A 25376-nucleotide genomic window follows, 5' to 3' on the forward strand; every position below is an offset into this window, starting at 1 on the left:
TTCTTTAAATAATAATCATAGGTTACAGATGGCGTTTCACTTAAAACTTCCATATCTGTAATTTCACCTATGAACATTGTGTGTGAACCTAAATCCTCAGTTTTACTTACATTAACAGAAATGTATGCATTAGTACCCTCTGTTATATAATAAATCGAATTTTCACCGCGCTTGCATTTTTCAAAGTTTTTAAACTTATCAACATCTTTGCCTGACTGAAAACCAAAGTGCTTAAATAAATCAAAACCGGCATCCTGACTAATTACAGAAACTGTGAATTTACCGGTTTTTACAATCATATCATGGGTAAGATTGGCTTTATTTACGCAAATGCTTAGCTGATTAGGCATTGAAGATGCTTGAATTGCAGTATTTATAATGCAACCATTGTCTTTCTCTTCATCTTTAGCCGTTAGTACAAACAAGCCATAACTTAATTTGTACATAGCCTTTTTATCCATAAAATTACCTCCTTATAAAATAATTCAACAATTAATATACATTTATTATACTCCTTTTAGAATAAAATGCAACAGAAAATAGGAATTATTTTTATTTTTATTTTTATAAGCATTCAATAATATATTTATATATAAAATAATATATATTAAATAGTAGTATACTCAATAATTTAGTTGACAGAAATATAAAAATATAGTAGAATAAAGTCAATCATTAAAAAATATTGATTAATTTATATTTGGGGAGGATTTTATTATGCAGAATTCAAAGAGTAAAGCTATTGTTTCTTTAGTTTGCGGTATTGTTTCAATTGTTTTAGCTTGGTTTAGTTATGGTGCTATTGCAGGTCTTGCAGCAGGTATTGTAGGTATCGTTCTAGGTGTTAAGGTTCGTAAGCTAAACGATGAAAACAAAAACTTTGCAACAGCCGGTTTAGTAACAGGTATCATCGGTGTAGTACTTTCAGGTATTCTACTTGTATGTGTTATCTGTGCAGCAGGTACATTAGCAACAGCAGGTATGCTTAGCTAATTATAATTTATAGAAATTTTAACCTCTTGTACTATGGTACAGGAGGTTATATTTTTGGAGAAAATTATGTTCCCTACTTTTGATTTATTAGGAAAAACTATTCCTACTTACGCATTAATGTCCCTTATAGGCATATTTGTTTGTGGTATTTATATTTGCAAAAAAGCAAAACAAAAAGGATATGATGAAAATAATTTTATAATTATTTTACTTTTATCTTCAATAGGTGTTTTCTTCGGTGGTCATATACTGTATGCAATTACAAGGTTTGACCTTATAATTAAACTATTTTCCAATTGGAACACCTATGTTCATTCGTTTTGGGACTTTATCGAATGTGCAAAATTAATATGTGGTGGTTCAGTATTTTACGGTGGGCTTATAGGTGGTATGATAGTTGGCTTTATTTATTGCAAGAAAAAGCACTATAACTTATCTGATTATTCCGATATAATAGCTCCCGGTATTCCACTATTCCATTTCTTTGGAAGAATAGGATGTTTCCTTGGTGGTTGTTGTTATGGTATAGAAAGTAGCTTTGGCTTTACGGTACACAACAATCAACTGTTACCTTCTGTTAATGATGTACAAAGGTTTCCGGTACAACTTTTGGAATCACTACTAAATCTTATTTTATTTTTCATACTTGCATATTTACTAAAGAAAGAATTACTAAAAGGCAAACTTTTTGCTACATATCTTTTAAGTTACTCGGTAATAAGATTTTTTGATGAATTTCTACGAGGTGATACTTACAGAGGATTTTTGTTAGGATTATCCACTTCACAAATAATAAGTATATTTATCTTTGTTTGTTCAATTATATACTTAATTTATCAAGGCAAAAAAAATAATACACATAGAAAAACACACTTATGAAAACAATCATAAGTGTGTTTTTCTATAGTCAAATTAAATTATGTCCATTTAAAATTAACCATACCGTAAATATAGATAAAGACAATAGCAATAGGAACTACATACTGAAATATCGGTTTCATCCAATGTTTAACTTTAAGACCTTTACCGGAATTAGCTTCACCAATAAAGTTATCCCATCCCCAACCGAACTTATTACAACAGAACAGTGCAAGTACAAGAGAACCAAGTGGCAATATATTATTAGAAACAATAAAGTCCCAAAAATCAAGCCAAGTTGTACCCTCAGCAAAAGGCTGAAAATTAAGTACACTAAAGCCAAGTGCAGTTGTTAGTGCTAACACAAAGATAACAATACCGCAAATCAAAGAACCCTTAGGTCTTGACCAACCGGTTAAATCACGAACCATAGCTAAGATATTTTCACATACACCAAGTACAGTTGACATACCGGCAAAAACCATAAACAAGAAGAACAGAGAACCCCAGATTCTGCCACCTTCCATATTGTTAAATACAGTTGCCATTGTGTCAAATAGTAAACTAGGACCTGCATTTACTTCTAGGCTATATGTAAAACAAGCTGGGAAAATAATAACACCGGCAAGGATAGCTACAAATGTGTCAAGAGAAATAACACTTACTGCTTCACCCATAAGAGAACGGTTCTTGTCAATATAACTACCAAAGATAGCCATACCACCCATACCTGTTGATAAAGTGAAAAATGCTTGATTCATTGCACCAACTACAACAGAACCGTTAATCTTAGAAAAATCAGGTTTTAAGTAAAATGACATACCCTCACCTGCACCACCAAGCATTAAGCTATTTACTGCAAGTACCACCATCAGCACAAGTAAAGCAATCATCATATACTTTGTAACTCTTTCAAGTCCACCTTGTAGGTTAAAAGAAAGTATAAAGAATGCCATCACAACAGTAATAAGCAAGAATAGTACATTAACTGATGGGTCAGCAGTCATTTTATCAAAGCCAATGTTTTGGTTATTACCTGAAACAAACTTTACAAAATAATTTATAAGCCAACCACATACTACAGTATAGAAAGCCATAATTGAAATATTGCCTACAAGACAAGCCCAACCAAAGCCACCCCACTTTTGCTTAGGCTTTTCCAACTTTTTGTACATATTAATAGGGCTGGTCTGGGAGGCTCTACCAACAGAAAATTCCATAATCAAACAAGGAATTCCAAGAACAATAAGGCAAAGGATATACACAAGCATAAAGCTACCCCCACCGTTTTGTCCACACATCCAAGGAAATTTCCACACATTGCCACAACCGATTGCACAACCGGCTGACAACATAATGAAACCTAATCTGCTACCAAGTCGCTCTCGTTTCATTGTAGCAACCTCCTTTGTTCCATAAACATATATTAAATTTTATACCCATCTATATACTCCTTTGTAGATTTTAAACATATTGAATAGTATAACAAGAGTTGCAGAATTTGTAAACAATAAATTAAAAATACTTTGTAAATTTTCATTTCACTTTTTTGTATAATATTGTTGACAATAGTATGAAATCATACTATAACGTATAGGAGCAGTAACAATAACTTTCCTTGCAGTTAAAAATAAAAAGTTCGGTTATTGGGGAAAGTTTTAAAATATAGTTTCTAATACAATTTAATTACTAAATAAAAAAGTAGGTTATTTCACATATAGTGAAGTAGCCTACTTTTGTTATAGATTATTCTATTATAATTCCCTTATTCATATATTTTATTACTTCTTTATCATCTGTGGTGACAGTACCCATAATTAGACTTAGATAACACCTAAGTACTTTAATATTATCAACATCTAATGTAGTAGAAAAGTAATTAGAGGTAAGACCATCATTCCATAACTTAACTTTCCATTCTAAATAAGGTTCTAAAATAATATAATTTGTTTTATCTTCTTTGTTTATTGAAGTTTCAGGACTAAAAAGAAACATAAAATCAGGTTCAATAAATTCTAATTCAAATTCTTTGGTAATTCTATCATTAAGCAAATCATCAAGTTTATCTTTTAATTCTTCTATTTCACAAGAAAAAAGAATCTCGCTTGAATTTTTATAATTGATTATATTTCTAAAAATAAAAGAAAAATCAACTTTACAATATTGCATATCCCATTTATCTTTATCAGACTTTTCATAATTTCTAATTTGGATATTAATTTTCATACCCTCTAAATTTAACTTAAGCCACAATGTAATCACCTCTTACTTTTTGTTTCATTATAAAATTAAGAATCATAATAGTCAATAGTTTTATCTGTAAATGACTTCAACAAATTAGGGTTTGTGTGGATGAGTACAAAGTGTTAATTTTTAGCAAATAAGGCTCCCTTGTGTAAAGGGAGCTGTCGCTCGTAAATTGGAAGAATGACAATTTACTCTTAAGGAGCGACTGAGGGATTGTTATGGTACAAACTTATTTGATACATCATTTTTATTCGATATATGATGTAGGGAACGAACATTGTTCGTTCCGTTATTTATAGATAATTTTTATCTCATCGTACACATTTTATATAGAGAACACAATCTACCGTGACAATCCTCCCGTCAGCTTAACGCTGACACCCTCCTTTACACAAGGAGGGCTTTTGTCTGTGCAAATTTCAAATATCTACATAGGACAAAATATCAATATAAAGGCTGATTTGCTCGGTCCACCAATGGTGGACCCTACAACTGTATCTCATAATGTTCATTGTATTTTATAGCTAGAAATAAAGGAAAGTTTCTTCTATGATGATATTTTAAACAAGTTTAAAATATCAACCACTCCTTCAGTCATTCTTTAAAAGGTGAATTGCTTTGCAATTCACGAATGACAGCTCCCTCAGCGAGGGAGCCTTTGTCTTTACCATAATTTATACTAATTTATAAAGTCTGTACTATTTAAAAATTGCGTACTTATTTTAGATTTGTACAAACTATTTTGCCTCCCTCGCTGAGGGAGGTGGCTTTGCGTATGCAAAGACGGAAGGAGTGATTGGAATTATAAATTCATTTACAATTCCATATTAGTTGAAACTATCAAATAGCCCCACAAACCCTAATTTATTGAGATATGAATTAACACCATAAACAAAAGGAGTACAACAAATGTACTCCTTTTATCTAGGCAAATTTAAAATCACACAAACTTATTTAAGTTTTCATCATACTCATAATCTATTGTGGAAAGTTTAGAAGTGATTTCATCCTTATCCACACACAAAGATTTACATAATTCTGATAAAGAACTATAATTATCTCTTAACTGAGTATTTACATATGATAACAAAATCATAGGGTCGTTTGGTAAAGCCATTTCTTTCTCTTCTTTCAATCTCATTTCAATTTATATGATAACACTTTACGCATATACTTTGCAATATCTGTGTTGTCAATTAGCTTATTTTTGCAAATTTCCTTTGAAGATGCACCGTCAGCCATTAGAAGTACATTTGTATTTGTGTGGTCACCACCGGATGTAAAGCAATCATTATTAATGTCTTTTGCTGTTGCATTCTTTGGAATCTTTACACCACCTGTTTCATGATCGGCAGTAACAAGTACAAGTGTACCCGGGTGTTTTTCTGCCCAAGCAAGAACATAGTCAACACTTTGGTCAAATGCTTCAACTTGCTTAATTGTATCATCCATATTAAGTTCAGCTTCACTAACATCAATATTGCTACCCTCTACCATTAAGAAGAAACCATTGTCGTTTTCAAGCAGGTCAAGAGCCTTTGATGTTTGGGTTACTAATGATGGTGAAAGTTCAGGATTTTTCATATTATCATAAGCAAAAAGTCCAAGTACCTTATCATCTTTTTTAGTAAGGTTCATAAGTTCACTTTCTTTAGTTATGTACTTATAACCACTGCTTTCTGCCTTTTTCTGTACTGAAGGAGTGTAGTACTGTGAGCCACCACCAAGCATAACATTAACATCCGATTGCACCATTTCACCTAAGATAGCTTTGTATGCACCACGGAAACTATTATGTGCTACCATACCGGCAGGTGTTGCGTGACAAATATAATGACGGTCAACTAAACCTGTTTTCATACCACATTTCTGTGCATACTCACAAATTGTTTCTAGGTCATTACCGTCCTTATCAACACCGATGCATCCGTTATATGTTTTAGTACCTGTACTAAGAGCAGTTGCTGAGGCTGCACTGTCTGTGAATTTTTCTTTACCTTCTTTTACAGATTGGCTATAAGTTGTTACATGGGTTTTGTTCTTCATACCACTCATTACAAGTTTATCACCCTTAACAATTTCAGTAGCTTTGATAATGTTTTCACCCATACCGTCACCAATCATAAGGATAATATTGTTTACTTTAGAAGTTTGGTCAAGGTTATACACCTTATAATCTGCCCAAGCTAACTTATCGGTTGATACAGTTGTTTCTGCTACTGTTGTAGTTTCTTTAGCAGAATTTCCACTACTTGAAATACTGTCATTACCACAAGCAGTAACTGATACTACCATAATTGTGGCAAGAATAATACCTAATAATTTTTTCATAAAATGCCCTCATTTCAAATTATAATATTATTTTAACTGATAATTAAATATTTTACAATACTATAACAAACAAAAAAGGAACTGAAAAACAGTTTCTTTTTCACAAAATTTAAATTTTATTCACTTCGTAATGCAATTACAGGGTCTTTCTTTGCTGCCTTTTTAGCCGGAATTAAGCCACCTATTAAAGTAAGAAGAACACTGATTACAACCAGCACAATACCGGCTACTATCGGAATTGTAGCGTTAACATCAGTTGTACCCATTAATGAATGAATAATTGCATTTGACGGTATCAAGATAAGTTCACTTAAGCCTATACCTATAATACCGGAACACAAGCCTATAATAAATGTTTCTGCATTAAACACCTGACTGATATTTCGTTTTGATGCACCGATTGCTCTTAGAATACCGATTTCCTTAGTTCTTTCAAGTACAGAAATGTAGGTGATAATACCAATCATAATTGAAGAAACAATTAGAGAAACTGCAACAAAAGCAATTAGAATGTAGGAGATAACATTAATAATTGTTGTTACTGAGGACATAAGAAGTGCTACATAATCAGTATAGCTGATTTTATCCTTTTCCCTAGCACCGTTATTATAGTTATCTACTGCTGTACGGATACCGTCTTTATCTTCAAAGCTATCTACATAAATATTAATTGAGGATGGTGTAGCTAAGTCAACAACACCAAATTCTTTCATATTATCATCATAGCTACCAGGTGAAATATAGGTATCATAAATATTCAGCATTACCTTGTCATCAGGATTATTATTTACAAATTGGTCTAAAGATGAGGCTAGTTGTTCTTCTGTTAGGTTAGCAAGTTGACTTTGCATCTGCTTATCATTACCGTAAACCGAATTCATAATATTCTTGCAAAGTTTTGCCTTTTCACTAACACCTAAACCATTAAGATACTTTTTAGCATCAGCAATTTTTTCTTTTTTACCGTCAGGTGCAAATCTCATATTGCTAAGAATATTTATATCCTTAGACTTTTTCTGAGCCTTTACAACATCACTTTTATTTGTATAGTCAATGATATATTTTGTTAGTGCCTGAGTATAGCCTACAGGCTGACTGATAATTCTATTATCTGAGTCCTTAAGTCTGATAACACCTGAAATTTTTAGCTTTATAGCATTATTCTTTAGAATTTTGTTCATTTTCTGGTCATCATCAGAAATATTCTTATATGTGCCATTACTTGTTTTTTCATAGTAATCACAAGCAGAAATTAAGTAGAAGCTATGTTTACAAGCATCTTCATAGGACCATTTTGAAGTATCGGGATTTACCTTTTTACCTTTATTGATTTCATCCATATACTTTTCATATTCATTAGCCGGTAGAAGTCCCAGCTTATACAAATCAGTTGAACGAATTTCATTGTTGGTATCTAATACTAAAACAACTTCGTTGTACTTTTCAGGATAGTGACCGTAAAGCAAATCATAATTTTCTTTAACTGCACCACTTACTAGGTTGTCACCTTTTCCCGGCATTAGTTCAGAAAAACCGTTTTTGCTACCACCCATCATACTTGTCATTTGGCTACTCATACTAGTCATTTGGCTGAAAGTACTGTTTGAATTGTCTTTTTCTGTCTTAAATGAACTACCGTCAGAATTAACTAACTTTTTGTTAGGGTCATAAGAATACACACCAAAAGAAGTATCATAGGAATATACAACACCATTTTCACCAATGTACTTATTAATTTCACTGTCTTTATCATCAATGTATTCCTTGAATTTTGTTAGGTTGTTTTCACTAACACTACTTGTCATACTTGAAGTCATTTCAAGGTCTGTGGTGTTGGAATAAACCTTATCTTTCTTATGGTCAACATTTTCTTTTTCTACTGCTGCACTTTGACCGTCATTCATAACACTGGTTAAGTCCATATCTTGGGCATTGATAGTTATAGGGTATGAAGTCATAGTATCTTTCTGTACATCAGCAATATAGTTATTTACACCATTTGATAAAGCAAGGATAAGTGCAATACCGATAATACCTATAGAACCTGCAAAGGAAGTCAGTAAAGTTCTGCCTTTCTTTGTCTTTAGATTGTTAAAGCTAAGTGCAAGTGAAGTAAAAATTGACATTGAGGACTTACCCATATTTTTATGTTGTGGCTTTTCTACCTTTGACTTTTCTACAACATAAGGGTTAGTGTCATCTGTGATTTCACCATCCTTTAGTCTTACAATTCTGTTGGCATATTCTTCTGCAAGTTCAGGGTTATGAGTAACCATTACAACAAGTCTGTCCTTTGCAACTTGCTTTAGCAGTTCCATAACCTGAATACTGGTTTCTGTATCCAAAGCACCGGTAGGTTCATCAGCTAATAAAATATCAGGGTTATTAACCAAAGCTCTTGCAATAGCAACTCTCTGCATTTGACCACCTGACATTTGATTAGGCTTCTTATGAATTTGATCGCCAAGTCCTACTTCTTCAAGTGCTTTCTTTGCTCTCTTTCTTCTTTCTGACTTTGATATACCTGAAATAGTTAGGGCAAGTTCTACATTAGAAAGTACAGTTTGATGAGGAATAAGGTTATAACTCTGGAAAACAAAACCGATTGTGTGGTTACGATAAGAGTCCCAATCCCTATCCTTATACTTTTGAGTAGAAATACCGTTGATAATCAAGTCACCACTATCGTACCTATCAAGTCCACCTATTACATTTAGCAATGTAGTTTTGCCTGAACCACTAGGTCCAAGAATAGCAACAAACTCATTGTCACGAAGTGTTAGGCTAACATTCTTTAGTGCTTGTTGCACTAAGTCACCTGTCACATACTTTTTGCTTATATTTTCTATTTGAAGCATATATACCTCCATTTCTTGCAAAACAAATAAAGTCATTGACTATTAAATCAATGACTTCATTATAACATATTACCACACTTTTACAATATATATTCTTAAATGAATGTATATTACTTAGAGTGTTAATTATTCAACAGTATAACCTTTGTCTACTACTGCTTTCTTCAGTACATCATCACTTACTTCTTTTGAAAGAGTAACTACTGCTGTACCACTTTCGTGACTTACTTCAGCAGAAGTAACACCATCAATGCTTTCCAAAGCAGTTTTTACTGTTGCCTCGCAATGAGGACACATCATACCGTTAATTTTTAGAGTTGTAGTCATAGTATTTTTCTCCTTTTTATTAGTTTTATTTTTTATCTTTCTATCCCTTTTGCTACTTCTGATATTTAAGAAGTTAAGTCTAAGGGCATTTGTAACAACACAGAAACTTGAAAGACTCATTGCTGCTGCACCAAACATAGGGCTAAGTGTCCAACCGAAAATAGGAATCCACACACCGGCAGCTAAAGGAATACCGATTACATTGTAGATAAATGCCCAGAATAAATTTTCGTGAATATTTCTTAAAGTACCTCTGCTTAGTCTGATTGCACCTGAAACATCAGTTAGTTTACTTTTTATCAATACAATATCAGCTGAGTCAATTGCAACATCAGTACCTGCACCAATAGCAATACCAATATCTGCTCTTGTTAATGCAGGAGCATCATTGATACCGTCACCAACCATTGCAACCATACCTTTCTGTTTATACTGAGTAACAACCTTTTCTTTACCGTCAGGTAATACACCGGCAATTACTTCATCAACACCGGACTCTTTTGCTATAGCTTGAGCAGTCTTTTCATTATCACCTGTAACCATAACAACCTTAATGCCCATATTTTGAAGTTCTTTAATTGCCTTTGGACTATCACTTTTTACCACATCAGCTACGGCAATAATACCTAGCAACTGATTATCCATAACAAACAGTAAAGGTGTTTTGCCTTTAGTTGCAAGGTCATCAGCTTTTTTGATAATATTTTCATCAATGTTAGCAATAGAAGAAATGTGCTTTACACTACCACCAACAATTGTTTTGCCATTTATTTTAGCTGATACACCGTTACCTGTTAGTGACTTAAAGTCTGTTGTATCTAGAGTTTTAATACTACTGTCAATAGCTTTTTGTACAACTGCCTTTGCCAATGGGTGTTCACTTTTGCTTTCCAGAGAAGAAGCATAGCTTAGTAAATTATCTTCCGTATAATTCTCACTAGGAATTATATCAGTTACTACCGGTGTACCGTTAGTGATTGTACCTGTTTTATCAAGTAGCACATAACTGACTTTTCCTGTAGTTTCAAGAGAAGTTGCATTTTTAAACAAAATACCGTTCTTTGCACCAACACCGTTACCAACCATTATAGCAACAGGTGTTGCCAAACCCAATGCACAAGGACAACTGATAACAAGTACAGAAATACCTCTAACAAGTGCATTACCAAAGGTTGCACCACATAGTAACCACACAATAATTGTAACTACTGCAATTGAAATAACAACAGGTACAAACACACCTGAAACTTTATCTGCTACCTTAGCAATAGGTGCTTTAGTAGCTGATGCATCACTAACCATTTTGATAATCTGAGAAAGAGTTGTATCTTCCCCAACTTTAGTTGCTTTGCACTTAATAAAGCCTGATTGATTTACTGTTGCACCTGATACATTGTCACCTACCGATTTATCAACAGGGATACTTTCACCGGTTAATGCTGACTCATTAACGGCACTTTCACCTTCAATTACAACACCGTCAACAGGAATATTTTCCCCAGGCTTTACAACAAAAATATCACCGATTTTTACTTCTTCAACAGGCACTACCTTTTCAACATTATCTACTAATATTGTGGCTTTTTTAGGTGCTAAATTCATTAGACCTTTTATGGCATTGGTAGTTTTGCCTTTTGAGTAGGACTCTAACATTTTACCTAAGGTAATTAAAGTTAAAATCATACCGGCAGACTCAAAGTAAAATTCATCCATATACTTCATTACAAGTGACATATCATTATTAACTTGAGCATTAGTCATTGCAAACAAAGCATACACACTATAAATAAATGATGCACCTGCACCTAAAGCAACAAGTGTATCCATATTAGGTGACCTATTGATTAGAGCCTTAAAGCCACTAACAAAGAACTTTTGGTTTATCACCATAATAATACCTGTTAGCAGTAGCTGAATAAGACCCATTGCAATATGGTTATTTGCTAAAATGCTAGGTAAAGGGAAACCCCACATCATATGACCCATTGAAATATACATCAGTAATATTAGAAATACTAAAGAAGAAAATAGTCTTTTCTTTAATTTAGGAGTTTCAGTATCTTTCAATGGTTCATCGTTAGATTTATTTTCTTTATAAGAATTACCTTTTAGAGATGCACCGTAACCTGCCTTTTCTACTGCACTGATAACATCACTTGACTTTACATCCCCATCAACTGACATTGAATTAGTTAGCAGGTTTACTGAGCAAGAAGTAACACCGTCAACCTTGTTAACAGCTTTTTCTACTCTTGCAACACAAGAAGCACAACTCATTCCGGTAACATTATATTGTTTCACAATATCACCCTTATTTCAAAATTTTCTTTAATGTAGAAATTAGGTCATCAACTGTTTCTTCCTTATCTGCTTTAATATCATGTACTACACAAGTACGAATATGATTCGCAAGAAGTTCTCTGCTAAAGGAATTTAGTGCTGAGGTTACGGCAGAAACCTGTACAAGAATATCTGTACAGTAAGCATCTTTTTCAACCATACCTTTAATTCCTCTAATCTGACCTTCAATTCTACTAAGTCTATTCATTAGTTTTTTCTGTTCATCAGTTGTTCTTTCCTTAGTTTTGTGACAACAACCTTTTTCATTATTAGTATTGTCACTATTTTCTGAACAACATTTTTCTGAAGAATTTATTTCTTCAACAGAATTTTCTGTTAATGAATTATCTGCTAAATCTATATTAGCTTTTTTATCTTTGATATCTGTATTCATAGAGTCACCTCACAAATTTCCCTTGTAAATTATCAATAAACTCTTTAACTTACAATTGCATTATATACCCCCATAGGGTATATGTCAAGATTTTTTTACATAACAAATAACCCGACTGAAAATCAATCGGGTTTTGGTACAATATATTATTTTCTTTTAAAGAATTTTTATAATTCTAATACAGAATTATCTATAATCGATAGGAAGTGTTGCTACTGCATTTAGGTCTAAATCAGCAATATTATTGTCAAGTAGTTCATAATAAGCCTGACTTGCTACCATAGCACCGTTATCACCACAATACTTCTTTTCAGGCATATAAAGTTCATAGCTTAAATTCTTACATTCTTCTTGTAATCTTCTTCTTAAAAGTGAATTTGCAGATACACCACCGGCAATTACAAGTGTTTTTACATTATAATCTTTAGCAGCTTTTAGGAAATTAGTAACAAGACAATCAACTACTGCCCATCTAAATGATGCACATAAATCAGCTTTTGGCAAGGTTTCTCCCTTTTGACTTGCATTATGTATTGTATTGATAATTGCAGTCTTTAGACCACTAAATGAAAAATCATATGGTGCATCATGAACAATAGGTCTTGGAAGTTTAAAGGCAAATGGGTCGCCCTTTTCTGCCTCAATATCCATAGAAATACCACCGGGATAACTCATACCCATTGTACGAGCAGCCTTATCAAATGCTTCACCTGCTGCATCATCCCTAGTTCTGCCGATAATTTTCATCTTGGTATAAGACTCAACCATAACAATATGACTATGTCCACCTGAAACAACTAGGCACATAAAAGGTGGTTTTAATTCTTTATTTGAAATATAATTTGATGCAATGTGACTTCTTAGGTGATGAGTTGGCACAAGAGGTTTCTTAGCACTATAAGCTAAACCTTTTGCAAAATTCACACCTACAAGTAATGCTCCAATAAGTCCCGGAGCATGGGTAACACCGATACCGTCAATATTATCAAGAGTAACATTTGCATCCCTTAGAGCCTGTTCCACAACTTGTGAGATACACTCTGCATGTCGTCTTGATGCGATTTCCGGTACAACACCACCATATAGCTTATGTTCTTCTACTGAACTTGCAACTACATTTGATAGTACTGTTCTGCCATCTTCCACAACTGATGCTGCAGTTTCGTCACATGAACTTTCTATTCCTAAAATCTTCATATTATTTTTCCTTTATAGAAATTTAGTTAAAATCAATCCATTTTCTGTGGGATTGCGATAAAAATTCTTCCTTACACCTTGCTTAGTAAATCCAAATTTATTATACAAGTTTATTGCCGGAATGTTCCCTTCCCTTACCTCCAGTGAAACGAAAGCAAGGTTATTTTCCTTAGCAGTATCAACTACCTTTTGAAGTAAAGCATTAGCCACACCTTTTCTACGGTACTTTTCCTTAACGGCTAAGTTAGCAATATAGCCTTCATCAAGCACCATATTAAAGCCTATGTAACCCATTGCCTCATCTTCTTCGGCAACATAAAAGCAAGCCCCAACCTTAGAAAGCTCTATTTCTAAGCTTTCAAAAGACCAGGGATTGCTGAAACATTCATCTTCAATTTCTTTTACAGAATAAATATTATCCTCATTCATTCCGATTATCTTCATTTTCTGCCTTAAAGTCCTTTTCTTTCTCTTCAAGTTTGATAAAATACTTTTCGATACAACGCTTAATAACATCACGGCAAGAACGATAGATGCCAAGACCAAAACCATATGGGTCAGGCACACCATGGTCAGCACCACATAGGACCTCAATCTTGCTCCAAGGAATACCCTTATCAATAAGGATATTGGCATGGTCAAAGCTCATTGTAAGGAATCTAATGTACTCATCAAGGTTACATTCATCAAACTTCTTAGACTTATGGTTGCTAATATCAACACCGATTTCTGAACAAGCCTTAATTGCATTTTCAGAAGCAGGTAGACCATCTTCAGTATCAAAACCGGCACTTTCTGCAATTGCGTCAATATGATATTGTTTTGCTAAATTATTAAAAATTCCCTCTGCCATTGGGGAACGACAAGTGTTACCTGTACAAACAAATAAAATCTTTTTCATAACTAAAACCTCCCTATCGGGTTTCACAATACATCACTCTATTATATCTTATACTTTCCAATATATACCTAATCAATAACAAATTCTATTTTTCTACACACACATCATAATAAATAATTTCAAAAACCACTATGCAATCTCAACAAGATTACGAAATTATTATATCAGTTTTCAATAAAAAATGCAACAACAATTATATTAAATATTAGTAAAACATAAAAATCTCTGTTTTTACTAAAAATTCAGTAAAACAATGTAACAAATAATTTAAAAATTGATTTTCTGAAATTTTTTTGCACAAAAAACACAACATTAAAATGTAAAATTCTATACTACTTAATAAAAAAGGCAGTATGCAAAGTACATACTGCCTATATAAACTTAAGTAATAGTTAGGTTAGAAGATTAAACAATACCCTGAGCTGTCATAGCGTCAGCAACCTTTTCGAAGCCTGCAATGTTAGCACCTACAACATAGTTACCTTCAAAGCCATACTTCTTAGCTGCGTTATCTAGGTTATGGAAAATGTTAACCATAATGTTCTTTAGCTTAGCGTCAACTTCTTCAAATGTCCATGATAGTCTTTCGCTGTTCTGTGACATTTCAAGAGCAGAAGTAGCAACACCACCTGCATTTGCAGCCTTACCGGGAGCAAATAGAACACCATTTTCCTGTAGATACTTAGTAGCATCTAGAGTTGTTGGCATATTAGCACCTTCAGCAACTGCGATAACACCGTTAGCTACAAGAGCCTTAGCATCTTCTAGGTTTAGTTCGTTCTGAGTAGCACATGGAAGAGCAACATCACACTTAACTGTCCAAACACCCTTGCCTTCGTGATATTCAGCAGATGGTCTGTTAGCAGCATATTCTGTTAGTCTTGCACGCTTAACTTCCTTAACTTCCTTTAGAAGAGCAACATCAATGCCTTCAGAATCATAAATCCAACCTGTTGAGTCAGAAACTGTAACAACCTTAGCACCTAGTTCCTGAGCCTTCTGAGTAGCATAGATAGCAACATTACCTGCACCTGAAACTGCAACTGTCTTACCTGCAATATCGTTGCCGTTGCACTTTAGCATTTCTTCTGTTAGGTAAAGTAGACCGTAACCTGTTGCTTCTGTTCTAGCAAGAGAACCACCGTATGATAGGCCTTTACCTGTTAGAACGCCTTCATAAACGCCCTTTAGTCTCTTATACTGACCGTACATAAAGCCGATTTCTCTAGCACCTGTACCGATGTCACCTGCGGGTACATCAGTATCTGCACCGATATGACGGTATAGTTCTGTCATAAAGCTCTGGCAGAATGCCATAACTTCTCTATCTGACTTGCCCTTAGGATCAAAGTCAGAACCACCTTTACCACCACCGATTGGTAGACCTGTTAGGCTGTTCTTGAAAATCTGTTCAAAACCTAAGAACTTGATAATACCAATATTAACAGAAGGATGAAGTCTTAGACCACCCTTGTAAGGACCAATAGCAGAGTTAAACTGAACTCTGTAACCTGTGTTTACCTGAACCTGACCATTGTCGTCAACCCAAGGTACACGGAAAATAATCTGTCTTTCTGGCTCTGTAATTCTTTCTAGTAGAGCTTCTTTCTTAAACTTTTCTTCATTTGCTTCTACAGCAGGTCTTAGAGATTCCAGTACCTCTTCAACAGCCTGTAGAAATTCCGGCTGGCTAGCGTTTTTAGCTTTAACACGAGCTAACACTTCATCAACATATGACATTTTTTGTTCCTCCTGAAATAAAGTCTTGAGTAGAAATTATCTTTTGATTTATACCTATCCATTTAACATAAATCTACTAACAATATTCATTTGATATTTTCGAGAAATACACTTAAAATGAAAGTTTCGCAATTGATAATTTCATTTATTAGTTTAGAAAGGTGATTTATTCCTTTCTTCTCTGATTGTAATTATACCATACATTTAGAATTTTTCAACTGTTTTCACGATAAAAACACTAAATTTGTACATATTGTATAATAATGCAATATCATTTTTGTACAATTCAAATTTATAATTTTTTGAAGGAAAAAAAATTAAAGTTTCATTTTTCTGTTTTGGTCACATTAGCTCTCTTATCCCCTCAATGCTGGATATATAAGGGCAAAATTTTCTGATACCATATAGCAAATCCCTATATTCCATAGGGGTTAAGTGGTTTATTACACTTGTATATTCATTCTTTACCTTAACCTCTTCTATCATAGGGATAATATTTAGGGTAAATTTATATGTCTGTTCATCGGTTAACTTGGTTGTGGATACTATTCCTATACTATCAACTTTATTTTCTTTTATAGAAAATACTAAGTCATTTTTATACACATATTGGCAAAGTTCCTTGTTATCCTTTAATTCAATAGGGTTTATAACTATAGTATCATTCTTAATTTCACCTAAATACAGAAAGCAATTTATACCTTTATACCTAACTAAATTTTTAGAATACTTATTAAAATCGTTTTTCTTAATAGGTTTTCTTTCTACTGATTTTGTGGGAACTTTTCTTGGGATACTGTTGACTTGTCTTTCTGAAGGCTTAGGGATAGTTCTGTTTATTGAAGTTCTATTTTCTTTTACAGAATTAACTTTAGATATTGGTTCTTTCTTTGCTACACTTTGTTTAGGTTTTGTAGCAGTATTCCACCTAGGTACTTCCTTACGAGTTTCATACACTCTTCTCTTTAGACCTTTTTTCTCAAGTAACTTTTTCTCTAACGCACGGTTATTGATTGCCATTTTTACAAAGGCTGACATATCTTTATCTTCAGTTGACAGTACACTTTGGAAACAATCAGGAAAAATAAAGGTCATTTCTTTTTCCGGAAACTGCACTGTAAGCATATCATTATTTAAAGAAACAACACTTCCCTCACCTAATAATTTATGTATTACTTTTACACCTTTCATATGTTCTCCTTATTTCTTTATTAGAAATATAGTTTCACCTTGGTTTAATCCTAAGATTTTTCTTTCCACCATAGGATGCTTAAAACTTCTCACCATTTGTTGCAAAGTATTTCCTTGATGGTAGCCATGAATTACTACAATTTCTCTTGTGTCTTTAGGTAGTGACTTTAGCTTATTTTCAAGTAACTTTCTGCCACTTTGTCTTGTTTCACCATGAATATCAATTGTAATAGAATAAGCCATATTAACACCCGGAAAGTTCCTTTACCTTGTCAGTAACTAAGAAACTATATTTGCCTAAATTCTTTATAAGAATATTAATATCATTTTCCTTTGCAATTTCTGTTACTACTTCCAATGGGTTTGTGTATTCAATAATATTATATTCTTCTGTAAAAGAATTAAAATTATCAAATTCAACTACATTTTCAGCATTACTAAAATTATCAACAAGTGTATAGTAATCACCGATAAGTTCAATATCAATATCGCAATTCTTCAAGTTACCGATATACTTTTCAGCATCATTAATAAGTAGTCCTGTCTTTAGATAACCGATTGATACTGTTAAATCTGACTTTACTACCTTTTCGCCAAAACCTGTATCACCATTAAGTCCTGAATTAATATCAACTGAAATCACTGTCTTATTACTGTCATTAATTTTATCTATAATATCACCGGCAATACCCCTAGCTACACCTTTAAAGCCTGTGCCGAAAATACAATCAACAATAATATCATAATCAGAAAAGTCAGTACTTTCATCACACACTTTATAAGGAATATTCTTTTCCATACATTTGTCAAAATAATACCTACCGTCTTCCGAAAACTTTTCTTTAATTAAGAACAAAGTTGAAGAAATATTCTTTTCTTTTAGGAGTAATGATAGCACATAACCGTCACCGGCATTATTACCACTACCACAAACTATTGCAATATTGCCTTTATAATCATAGCTGTTAAATACACCTACACCTGCATTGTACATTAGCTTTTTGCTATCAATATAATTTGCAATAGTATAACCGTCACTTTTACGCATTGTTTCTACTGTTATAACTTTTTCCATATTATCACCTTATAATGTTAAAAACTGCCCTAGTTTCCCAAGGCAGTTTCGTAATTAATCTACATCTTTATAATCTTCATCAGTAAGAGTAATTGTCTTTTGCTTCTTAGCTAACTCTTTATAAATATGGCTAACATAAATTGTTGTTACAATATCAGAGATACCGTTGAAGATTAAAACAGTACCTGCAAAAATTGTAAATACCATTGCAGTTGAAAATGGATTAAACACAACAACCAATCCAAGACCAATAATTACTGCTGCAAGAATTAGGATTGTCCACCACATTTTTGCACCAATCTTAGCTAAGTCAACACCATACTGTACCTTTAGCACACCATCAACAATCATTACACAACCAAAAAATGTTGCTAAAATACTTGCAAAGAATTCAGGGTTAATGAAAATTGCCACACCACCGATTATTAGTGCTACCGAGCCCACTAAAGAAAAAGAGGTAAAGGCCTGTTGTTGTCTTTCTGCACTAATGTACATAAACAGTTTGATAATACCCCAAACACAAAGCAGTCCTGCTGTAACATAACAAATAATCTTTGTTGAGGACTCAGGTAAAATTACAAACATTGCACCTACTGCAATAAGTGCTATAGCTGTAAAGATAAACTCTTTCTTAAAGGTTTTGGCTTTATTGTCTTTACTACTCATAAGCACCCTCCTTTATAAATATTTATTTTTAGATTTCAAAAGCTTTCTTGATACTGTCATAATGTAAGAAAATACCTTCATCGGCATATTTCTTAATTTCATCAACAGTAGCAAGTTTGAAACCTGTAGTTTCTCTTTCCTGATTGTGAACATCATTTTCTGTAAAATCAAGTGTAAAACGGTATACATCTACAAAGTAGTTGTCGCCTTCACCGGGATTTTCTCTATGGTAAGTAAATAGATATTCTTCCTTACCCTTAGTTACATCAAGACCTGTTTCTTCAAGTACTTCTCTACGAACTGCATCAATAGAGTCTTCACCTGCCATTGCTGCACCACCTGAAACTTCCCACCAACCTGGGGCCCATGCCTTGTCCATAGCTCTCTTGGTAATTAGGAATTTTCCGTCTTCTCTACACACAACACCTAAAACTGTTAGGTGATATTCGTCATCCTTAAGGCACCAATCATTTCTCTTCATTGTACGACCGGTTCTGTTTTTGTTCTTATCATATATATCCCAAAGTTCCATTTCATTCTCTCCTTTTATTTGATTATATATTATTTACAAAGAAAAGGCAATTATATTTTTTCAAGAATATTAATTACTTCCCCATCTACTGTTGTTTGTACTTTATTGTGGTTAAATTTGATACCGTCATCAGTATCAATGTCAACACCCTCCAGTTTAGAAAGTTTCTTCTCAAAATTCTGTACTTCATCATACCTGGAAAGTAAAGTATCTCTATACTTCATCATCACCTTATAGCTTAGATCATCCTCATCTACAAAATTACAGTCTAAGTTTTCAATAGCCTTTTTGTAGTAATTTATCATATCATAAAGCTGATGACTTCTAACACCTGAAAGTGTACCGTAATACCATCTATGCATATAAACAAGTGCTTTAAAGCCCTTTTTCTTGCCACTAGATAGCATCCAATAAATCGGTCTTTTTCCTGATACACCTACTGTATAGTTAGACAAATGTTCCTTATAGAAGGTGTTGAAGAAATAGTTTCTAATTTTTTCTGTTGGTGTTTTACCTTTTTCATTTAATGAAGAAGAAATAAAAGCTAAATTTTCTTCTAAAGAATTTTCGCCAAATACAGTTACTAAGAATTTCTTTAGGTAATAAACAATATCTTCTTCATAATCTTCATTGTCGGTAATTACAACACAGTTATCAGTTACAGGTGTAAAGGTTTTATACTTATCAATATCCCACACTTCACCTGTATATACATTGCCTAAATCATCAAGGTTATATCTACCTAATACACAACCTACTACATATGATAGGAAGGACTTAACATCTCTAACCTTTTCAGCTTTATAAATTGTAACATCTTTTTCTTCAACTTCACTTTTAAAGCCATCTTTTACATTATAAATATCAAGGAAAATATCATTTAGCTTTTCTTCATTTTTCTTAACCTTATTAAATCTAGCATTAGCTACCTTCTCCCATTGCAAGTAAGCATCAAGGAGTTTACCGGTTGAAGTCTTGTACTTTATAAACGGATGAGTAGTAAAGTCCCATGAATTTTCAAAGGAATCAAAGTCCTCTTTTGCAAGATTAATATTCTCAGTTACTAGGTCATTTACCTCTTGTTCTTTGCTTAAAGAATGTAAAATTGGAAGTCTGGCAATATCACCTACTTGGCAATTCATAGTAGGTGCAAGTAGTTTTATCATTTCAGTTGCAATAACAGAATTGCAAAAACCTAAATAATAAAGTAGCTTGTCCTGACTAGTGTAGAAAGACATTCCGGCAATATCGGAAAGTGCATTTTGTTTATATCTAAATGCGGGTTTCACCGTAATAAGTGACCATGTGGCAAGTGGCATAAACTTTAGTTCTTGGTTATAGTCTTGGGTATGCCTACCGTCTAACTTAGCTTTACCCATAACAGTTTCACCGTTTTTGTACCAATTAATTAGGTAGTCATTATTGCCATACCACTTACGATATTCTCCACCTTTATTATAAGGAAAATAGGTTGCACCACTTTCATAAGCATCATTTACATTTTCTGCTGTAAAGTTTGCTTTAGATAGGTTAACCTCCCACCACAATCTTAAGAACCTTTCATTATCACCGGTTTTCATACCGTTTCTGCATACAGTAAGTTCACCTAAGGTTCTGCCTTGTTCAAAGGCTTTCATAAAGCTATCCCCCAGCCAATATGCAACCGGTTCTCCCGGTATTTTTGCAAAATCATATTGGTCGGTATAGTGGTAATTTTCTTTATTAAAGAACTGATTATGCTTTTCTTTTCGCTTACTGTAGTTATATTCAGAAAGTCTAATACCACATAGCTTTTGGAATGGTAGGTGTTTACGGTTTACCCATGTTACAACAGGCAAATGACCGATTTTACCCTCAAAAAGTTCTGTACCAAAATCCACAATAGAATTTAGCTGAAAACTATGTAATAAATATTTTCTGAACTTTTCAAAACTTTTTAGGTACATCCAAGAAACTGTAGTAATCATAGCAATCAGTGCATCTTCCTTAGAAAGTACACCTACTGCTTTCTGAATAAACACTACTGCTAAATCATTTTTTGCAATGTTATATTCCCTATTTACATACATTGCAAGTTTCTTATTCATTCTTGAATTGCTTAGGTATGGTGGGTTAGTAACTACCACATCATAGTGATGTGACATAATATTTGCTTGGTTAATAAGTGGCAGTAACTTTGAGAATATTTCTTTTAAGTAATTATTTTCTTCCTTAGTTGTCGGATTATAATTTCTCAATTCTTCTATTCTGTTATAAAGGCTTTTAAAATCCACTTTCCTTAAATTCAAGATACTGCCATATTCTTTACCGTCATAAAATACAGTAATTAGATATGTAAATTCCTCTAACAATCTTTCGTTATCGTTGCTAAAGAATAATGCCACTTCATCTACATTTTCAATATTGTTACTTTCTTGTACACTACAAAGATTTACCTTGTACTTACCAAGTACTAGATTTTTGTTGTAGTAACTTGCTTTCATCATTAAAGCAAAGTAAGAAAGTGATGATGCTCTGTCATCAATATCAAGACCATAAAGGTTATTTTCTACAATTAAAAGTGCTGAGTCACTTTGGCTATAGCCCTCATTACAATAAATATCAACTAAAAGTTCAAAGGCATAAACTAAAATATGACCACTACCCATACATGGGTCAATGAACTTAATATCAGTAGGCTTTAGGTCTTTTCTTTTTTCTCTGATTTTTTTAAGCTCAGGATTATCCTCATCAGTATCTTTAATATAATACTGCCATTTGTTTATGAAGTTCTCTGCCTTTTCAGTTTCACCATTACCTATTAAATGGTCAACCCACACTCTACCTAGAGTATTTTCTACCATATATTTTACTACCCAATCAGGTGTATATAGCTGAGTTGCAACAGGCAGATATTTTGAAGAAATTTTCTTCTTGCTCATATCACCGTCATAAAGTTTGTTGAAAACATCTGTATTGTAATACTGATGAAACCAACCCATAATCTCTACACCTTGGGTAAAGTTATCAATATTAATCTTAGAAAGTTCAGCAATTACACCGTTACTGTCATAGTCAAGGTTTAGTAGAAGTTTTACATAATCGTCAAGGTCATTTTGGAATACTGTCATATTTTGACCTAGATATTCATTGACCTTTACAAACAGAAGTATGTACAGAGATTTGTTGTCTTTTTCTGCTTTATACTTACCCATATTCATTTCATCTTCCGGTGTAAAATCAAGAACATTATCACCTAAAGTAGAAATGATTTTAGGTTCTTTTTCATCTTTGGACAAGAACAATTGATTATTAAAAGGCAATAGAGAATTTGCATCCATATATCTTAGTGCTACAATTCTTGTAAACCAAATATAGGCAATATCCTCTATGGCATCATTAAAAGAAGTAACATAATCTTCTTCGTTACTTCTGTTTATTTTTTCAATAAAATGATGTCTTGCAACTTTTTCTTCTTCGGTTAAGTGACCGTAAAACTGAGAAATACCGTTTTCCGTAACGCCAAAGTAAGTTGCCCTTTCCTTTATATCTTCAATTAATTTGTTTCTTGCAAAAATTGCAAAATTTCTAATTGCTGTTCTGTCCATTATCTTTATTCAAACCTTTAATATTAATTACAACCAACTCAGGGTTGTTAAAAAGTCTTGGTAAAATATAGTTATACTTAGGGTAGCTGATACCCCTACTAACTATCAAAACTGAATTTTCCTTTACATATTCTCCACCTGAAAAAGTAGGGAAAAAGCCTTTGTGACCTATCAGTCCCTTATCTTTATGAGGTAGGCTAATCATTCCACCATGTTCGTGACCTGAAAGTATCAAATCAAATTTATACCTAAAATAGCTTTTTGCATAAACAGGAAAATGTGCAAGTAAAATTCTATAATTTTCTTTATCAGAATTATAATTTACATTTTTCAGTTGTGTTGCCATAGAATTTTCTGACAATTTCACACCGTCATAAACACCACAAATGTCAATCTTGTTGCCATTTATAATGACCTTTTCTACTTTATCCTCAAGAACCTTTACACCAATTTTCTGTAAATTTGATAAAACTTCTTCAGGTTCTTTCAGTCCGTATTCGTGATTACCCGGTGCAAAATAGCAGTTATATTTCTGTACAAGAATATTAGCTAACTCATACCCTTGCTGACAACCACTAATTCTATCAACTAAATCTCCACCTAAAAAAACTATATCAGGAGAAATATTTTCTATTCTTTTCACTATTTCACCTATATCGCCACAATTATGAAAGTCAGAAACAAAGACAGCTTTTATACTTTTCTTTATTTTCTCACTTTCAATTGTGTAGGTTACATTCTTGATTTTGCGAAATCTAATATCACTAACTGCAATGAAAAATATTACAACTAGGATAATAAAAAGAATTGAAAAAATAATATACTTTATCATTAAGTTACCTTAAATTAAAATGCCCAGTTACCATCTTTGAAGATAGGTACTCTCTTGCCGTCTCCGGTAATAGCAGTAATGTTTAAGTCCTCATTACCAATCATAAAGTCAACATGAACTAGGCTATCGTTAATGCCTCTTTCTCTGCATTGTTCAAGAGTTAAGTCCTCATAGTCCTTTAAACAGTTTGTAAAACCCTCACCAAAAGCTAGGTGACAAGCTGCATTTTCATCAAACAATGTGTTGTAGAATAGAATTTCACTGTTTCTGATTGGTGAATCATATGGTACAAGTGCTACTTCACCAAGATAAGCTGAATTTTCATCCATTGCAATAATTGACTTTAGTAGGTCCTCATTCTTTTCAGCCTTTACTTCTACTGCCTTACCATTTTCAAATCTTACTGAGAAATTCTCAATTAGCTGACCTTGGTATGAAAGTGGCTTTGATGCATAAACAATACCCTCAGCAACACCTTTCTTTGGTGTGATGAAAATTTCTTCTGATGGGATATTTGCATTAAATGGTACATTTGTACCTAGTGTATCTTCACAACCACCTAGGAACTGAGCAGTTTCTATCATACCTACCTTAAAGTCAGTACCGTTAGATGACTTGTACTCTAATGTTTCAATACCCAGTGAATTTAGGTAGTCACATCTTTCTTTTAGGTCTTTGTTATGTTCTTCCCAATTTTTGATAGGGTCACCGTTAGCTCTTGAAGTGTATAGGATAGCTTCCCATAGCTTTTCAATAGCAACACTTTTACGCTCATTAGGGAAAACTTTCTTTGCCCAATCAGCTCCCGGAACTGCTGCAATACACCACTGATACTTATTATCCATTTGGTCACGATATGGCTTAGTGATTTTTCTCTTAATCTGCTGAGATTTTACCAGCTTTTCCATATTAACACCCTTTAATCCGTCAGGGTCTTCACTTTCAAGATAAATAATTGCAGGTAGCACATCAACCTTGTGTTGTAGTCTAGCCTTTTCCCATTCTTCAACTTTGGAAAGCACCTTTTCCTTTTGCCAACGAACATGAAGTTTAGTAAGTGGCTGATAGTTCCAATCAACAATAACTTTACCTGCACCACTTCGGTAACATTCTTCAACCAGCATTTTCACAAATTCAGGTTGGTCAAGTTGTGCAGTAATATACACCTCTTGATTTTTCTGTACATTAACACCCTTTTGGGCAATTAGCTTTGCATAATTTCTTAAATCTGTCTTTTTCATATATATCACCTTATTATCTTTCACTAGGATTATCCATAGTTACATATAAATTATAATACTCAAATT

The 25376-nt window shown here is 33.2% G+C and carries 21 protein-coding genes and 1 pseudogene; 2 read left to right on the plus strand and 20 right to left on the minus strand.

Annotation, left to right across the window (positions count from 1 at the left end; translation table 11 throughout):
• Positions 1-41: 41 nt before the first annotated feature.
• Positions 42-461 (minus strand): annotated as a pseudogene (locus E5Z56_RS12285) (flavin reductase family protein); the annotation flags it as partial.
• Positions 462-717: 256 nt separating this feature from the next.
• Between E5Z56_RS12285 and E5Z56_RS01470 the strand changes: the two are divergent.
• Both E5Z56_RS01470 and E5Z56_RS01475 read left to right on the plus strand, forming a co-directional pair.
• Positions 718-993: a DUF4190 domain-containing protein gene (locus tag E5Z56_RS01470; protein ID WP_138156210.1), complete on the plus strand. Its 276-nt coding sequence runs from the start codon at positions 718-720 to the stop codon at positions 991-993.
• 54 nt (positions 994-1047) lie between these two features.
• Positions 1048-1872, plus strand: a complete 825-nt coding sequence (locus tag E5Z56_RS01475) for a prolipoprotein diacylglyceryl transferase (protein ID WP_175405333.1) — start codon at positions 1048-1050, stop codon at positions 1870-1872.
• 38 nt (positions 1873-1910) lie between these two features.
• Here E5Z56_RS01475 and E5Z56_RS01480 read toward each other — a convergent pair whose 3' ends face one another.
• The 19 genes from E5Z56_RS01480 to E5Z56_RS01570 all read right to left on the minus strand — a co-directional run bounded on the left by E5Z56_RS01480 (position 1911) and on the right by E5Z56_RS01570 (position 25310).
• Positions 1911-3245 carry a sodium-dependent transporter gene (locus tag E5Z56_RS01480; RefSeq protein WP_138156212.1) on the minus strand — a complete coding sequence of 445 codons (1335 nt, stop codon included), beginning with the start codon at positions 3243-3245 and terminating at the stop codon, positions 1911-1913.
• A gap of 352 nt (positions 3246-3597) precedes the next feature.
• Positions 3598-4104: a WapI family immunity protein gene (locus tag E5Z56_RS01485; RefSeq protein WP_138156213.1), complete on the minus strand. Its 507-nt coding sequence runs from the start codon at positions 4102-4104 to the stop codon at positions 3598-3600.
• A gap of 934 nt (positions 4105-5038) precedes the next feature.
• Entirely contained in the window at positions 5039-5215 is a 177-nt protein-coding gene (locus E5Z56_RS01490) for a DUF4250 domain-containing protein (protein WP_022505776.1), read from the minus strand.
• A gap of 20 nt (positions 5216-5235) precedes the next feature.
• Entirely contained in the window at positions 5236-6429 is a 1194-nt protein-coding gene (locus E5Z56_RS01495; protein ID WP_138156214.1) for an alkaline phosphatase, read from the minus strand.
• A gap of 116 nt (positions 6430-6545) precedes the next feature.
• The gene (locus E5Z56_RS01500) at positions 6546-9287 is read right to left on the minus strand and encodes an ABC transporter ATP-binding protein/permease (protein WP_138156215.1); all 2742 of its coding nucleotides are present in this window, start codon (positions 9285-9287) and stop codon (positions 6546-6548) included.
• 126 nt (positions 9288-9413) lie between these two features.
• A complete protein-coding gene (locus E5Z56_RS01505) occupies positions 9414-11915 on the minus strand; it encodes a heavy metal translocating P-type ATPase (protein WP_138156216.1) in 2502 nt (833 codons plus the stop codon).
• Positions 11916-11925: 10 nt separating this feature from the next.
• Entirely contained in the window at positions 11926-12348 is a 423-nt protein-coding gene (locus E5Z56_RS01510) for a metal-sensing transcriptional repressor (RefSeq protein WP_138156217.1), read from the minus strand.
• Between the two features lie 186 nt (positions 12349-12534).
• Positions 12535-13545: a tRNA (adenosine(37)-N6)-threonylcarbamoyltransferase complex transferase subunit TsaD gene (tsaD, locus tag E5Z56_RS01515; protein ID WP_138156218.1), complete on the minus strand. Its 1011-nt coding sequence runs from the start codon at positions 13543-13545 to the stop codon at positions 12535-12537.
• Between the two features lie 12 nt (positions 13546-13557).
• A complete protein-coding gene (gene rimI / locus E5Z56_RS01520; RefSeq protein ID WP_138156219.1) occupies positions 13558-13989 on the minus strand; it encodes a ribosomal protein S18-alanine N-acetyltransferase in 432 nt (143 codons plus the stop codon).
• Positions 13967-14446, minus strand: coding sequence for an arsenate reductase/protein-tyrosine-phosphatase family protein (locus tag E5Z56_RS01525; protein ID WP_138156220.1), 480 nt, complete (start codon positions 14444-14446; stop codon positions 13967-13969). The genes rimI and E5Z56_RS01525 overlap by 23 nt, the downstream gene beginning before the upstream one ends.
• A gap of 405 nt (positions 14447-14851) precedes the next feature.
• Positions 14852-16186 (minus strand): NADP-specific glutamate dehydrogenase, encoded by a 1335-nt coding sequence (gene gdhA / locus E5Z56_RS01530; protein WP_138156221.1) that lies wholly within the window; start codon positions 16184-16186, stop codon positions 14852-14854.
• A 342-nt stretch (positions 16187-16528) separates the two neighbouring features.
• A complete protein-coding gene (locus E5Z56_RS01535; protein ID WP_138156222.1) occupies positions 16529-17377 on the minus strand; it encodes a hypothetical protein in 849 nt (282 codons plus the stop codon).
• A gap of 9 nt (positions 17378-17386) precedes the next feature.
• Positions 17387-17620: a Smr/MutS family protein gene (locus E5Z56_RS01540; RefSeq protein ID WP_138156223.1), complete on the minus strand. Its 234-nt coding sequence runs from the start codon at positions 17618-17620 to the stop codon at positions 17387-17389.
• A 1-nt stretch (position 17621) separates the two neighbouring features.
• Entirely contained in the window at positions 17622-18452 is an 831-nt protein-coding gene (locus E5Z56_RS01545) for an NAD(P)H-hydrate epimerase (RefSeq protein ID WP_138156224.1), read from the minus strand.
• A gap of 54 nt (positions 18453-18506) precedes the next feature.
• The gene (locus E5Z56_RS01550) at positions 18507-19118 is read right to left on the minus strand and encodes an HdeD family acid-resistance protein (RefSeq protein WP_138156225.1); all 612 of its coding nucleotides are present in this window, start codon (positions 19116-19118) and stop codon (positions 18507-18509) included.
• A 28-nt stretch (positions 19119-19146) separates the two neighbouring features.
• Positions 19147-19650, minus strand: coding sequence for an NUDIX hydrolase (locus tag E5Z56_RS01555; RefSeq protein WP_138156226.1), 504 nt, complete (start codon positions 19648-19650; stop codon positions 19147-19149).
• A gap of 50 nt (positions 19651-19700) precedes the next feature.
• On the minus strand, positions 19701-23237 hold the full coding sequence (gene pglX, locus E5Z56_RS01560) for a BREX-1 system adenine-specific DNA-methyltransferase PglX (protein WP_138156227.1): 3537 nt from the start codon (positions 23235-23237) through the stop codon (positions 19701-19703).
• Entirely contained in the window at positions 23218-24069 is an 852-nt protein-coding gene (locus E5Z56_RS01565; protein ID WP_138156228.1) for a metallophosphoesterase, read from the minus strand. The genes pglX and E5Z56_RS01565 overlap by 20 nt, the downstream gene beginning before the upstream one ends.
• Positions 24070-24083: 14 nt before the next feature.
• Positions 24084-25310, minus strand: a complete 1227-nt coding sequence (locus E5Z56_RS01570) for an aminopeptidase (RefSeq protein ID WP_138156229.1) — start codon at positions 25308-25310, stop codon at positions 24084-24086.
• Positions 25311-25376 lie beyond the last annotated feature (66 nt).

It is taken from the genome of Ruminococcus bovis (assembly GCF_005601135.1).
GTDB lineage: Bacteria > Bacillota > Clostridia > Oscillospirales > Acutalibacteraceae > Ruminococcoides > Ruminococcoides bovis.

Excerpts from the sequence above, each read along its gene's own strand:
- E5Z56_RS01500 (WP_138156215.1), bottom strand. The coding sequence starts at position 9,287 with ATGCTTCAAATAGAAAATATAAGCAAAAAGTATGTGACAGGTGACTTA.
- E5Z56_RS01535 (WP_138156222.1), bottom strand. The coding sequence starts at position 17,377 with ATGAAAGGTGTAAAAGTAATACATAAATTATTAGGTGAGGGAAGTGTT.
- E5Z56_RS01480 (WP_138156212.1), bottom strand. The coding sequence starts at position 3,245 with ATGAAACGAGAGCGACTTGGTAGCAGATTAGGTTTCATTATGTTGTCA.
- E5Z56_RS01490 (WP_022505776.1), bottom strand. The coding sequence starts at position 5,215 with ATGGCTTTACCAAACGACCCTATGATTTTGTTATCATATGTAAATACT.
- rimI (WP_138156219.1), bottom strand. The coding sequence starts at position 13,989 with ATGAAGATAATCGGAATGAATGAGGATAATATTTATTCTGTAAAAGAA.
- E5Z56_RS01545 (WP_138156224.1), bottom strand. The coding sequence starts at position 18,452 with ATGGAAAAAGTTATAACAGTAGAAACAATGCGTAAAAGTGACGGTTAT.
- E5Z56_RS01565 (WP_138156228.1), bottom strand. The coding sequence starts at position 24,069 with ATGATAAAGTATATTATTTTTTCAATTCTTTTTATTATCCTAGTTGTA.
- tsaD (WP_138156218.1), bottom strand. The coding sequence starts at position 13,545 with ATGAAGATTTTAGGAATAGAAAGTTCATGTGACGAAACTGCAGCATCA.
- E5Z56_RS01510 (WP_138156217.1), bottom strand. The coding sequence starts at position 12,348 with ATGAATACAGATATCAAAGATAAAAAAGCTAATATAGATTTAGCAGAT.
- pglX (WP_138156227.1), bottom strand. The coding sequence starts at position 23,237 with ATGGACAGAACAGCAATTAGAAATTTTGCAATTTTTGCAAGAAACAAA.
- gdhA (WP_138156221.1), bottom strand. The coding sequence starts at position 16,186 with ATGTCATATGTTGATGAAGTGTTAGCTCGTGTTAAAGCTAAAAACGCT.
- E5Z56_RS01550 (WP_138156225.1), bottom strand. The coding sequence starts at position 19,118 with ATGAGTAGTAAAGACAATAAAGCCAAAACCTTTAAGAAAGAGTTTATC.
- E5Z56_RS01470 (WP_138156210.1), top strand. The coding sequence starts at position 718 with ATGCAGAATTCAAAGAGTAAAGCTATTGTTTCTTTAGTTTGCGGTATT.
- E5Z56_RS01570 (WP_138156229.1), bottom strand. The coding sequence starts at position 25,310 with ATGAAAAAGACAGATTTAAGAAATTATGCAAAGCTAATTGCCCAAAAG.
- E5Z56_RS01540 (WP_138156223.1), bottom strand. The coding sequence starts at position 17,620 with ATGGCTTATTCTATTACAATTGATATTCATGGTGAAACAAGACAAAGT.
- E5Z56_RS01555 (WP_138156226.1), bottom strand. The coding sequence starts at position 19,650 with ATGGAACTTTGGGATATATATGATAAGAACAAAAACAGAACCGGTCGT.
- E5Z56_RS01495 (WP_138156214.1), bottom strand. The coding sequence starts at position 6,429 with ATGAAAAAATTATTAGGTATTATTCTTGCCACAATTATGGTAGTATCA.
- E5Z56_RS01525 (WP_138156220.1), bottom strand. The coding sequence starts at position 14,446 with ATGAAAAAGATTTTATTTGTTTGTACAGGTAACACTTGTCGTTCCCCA.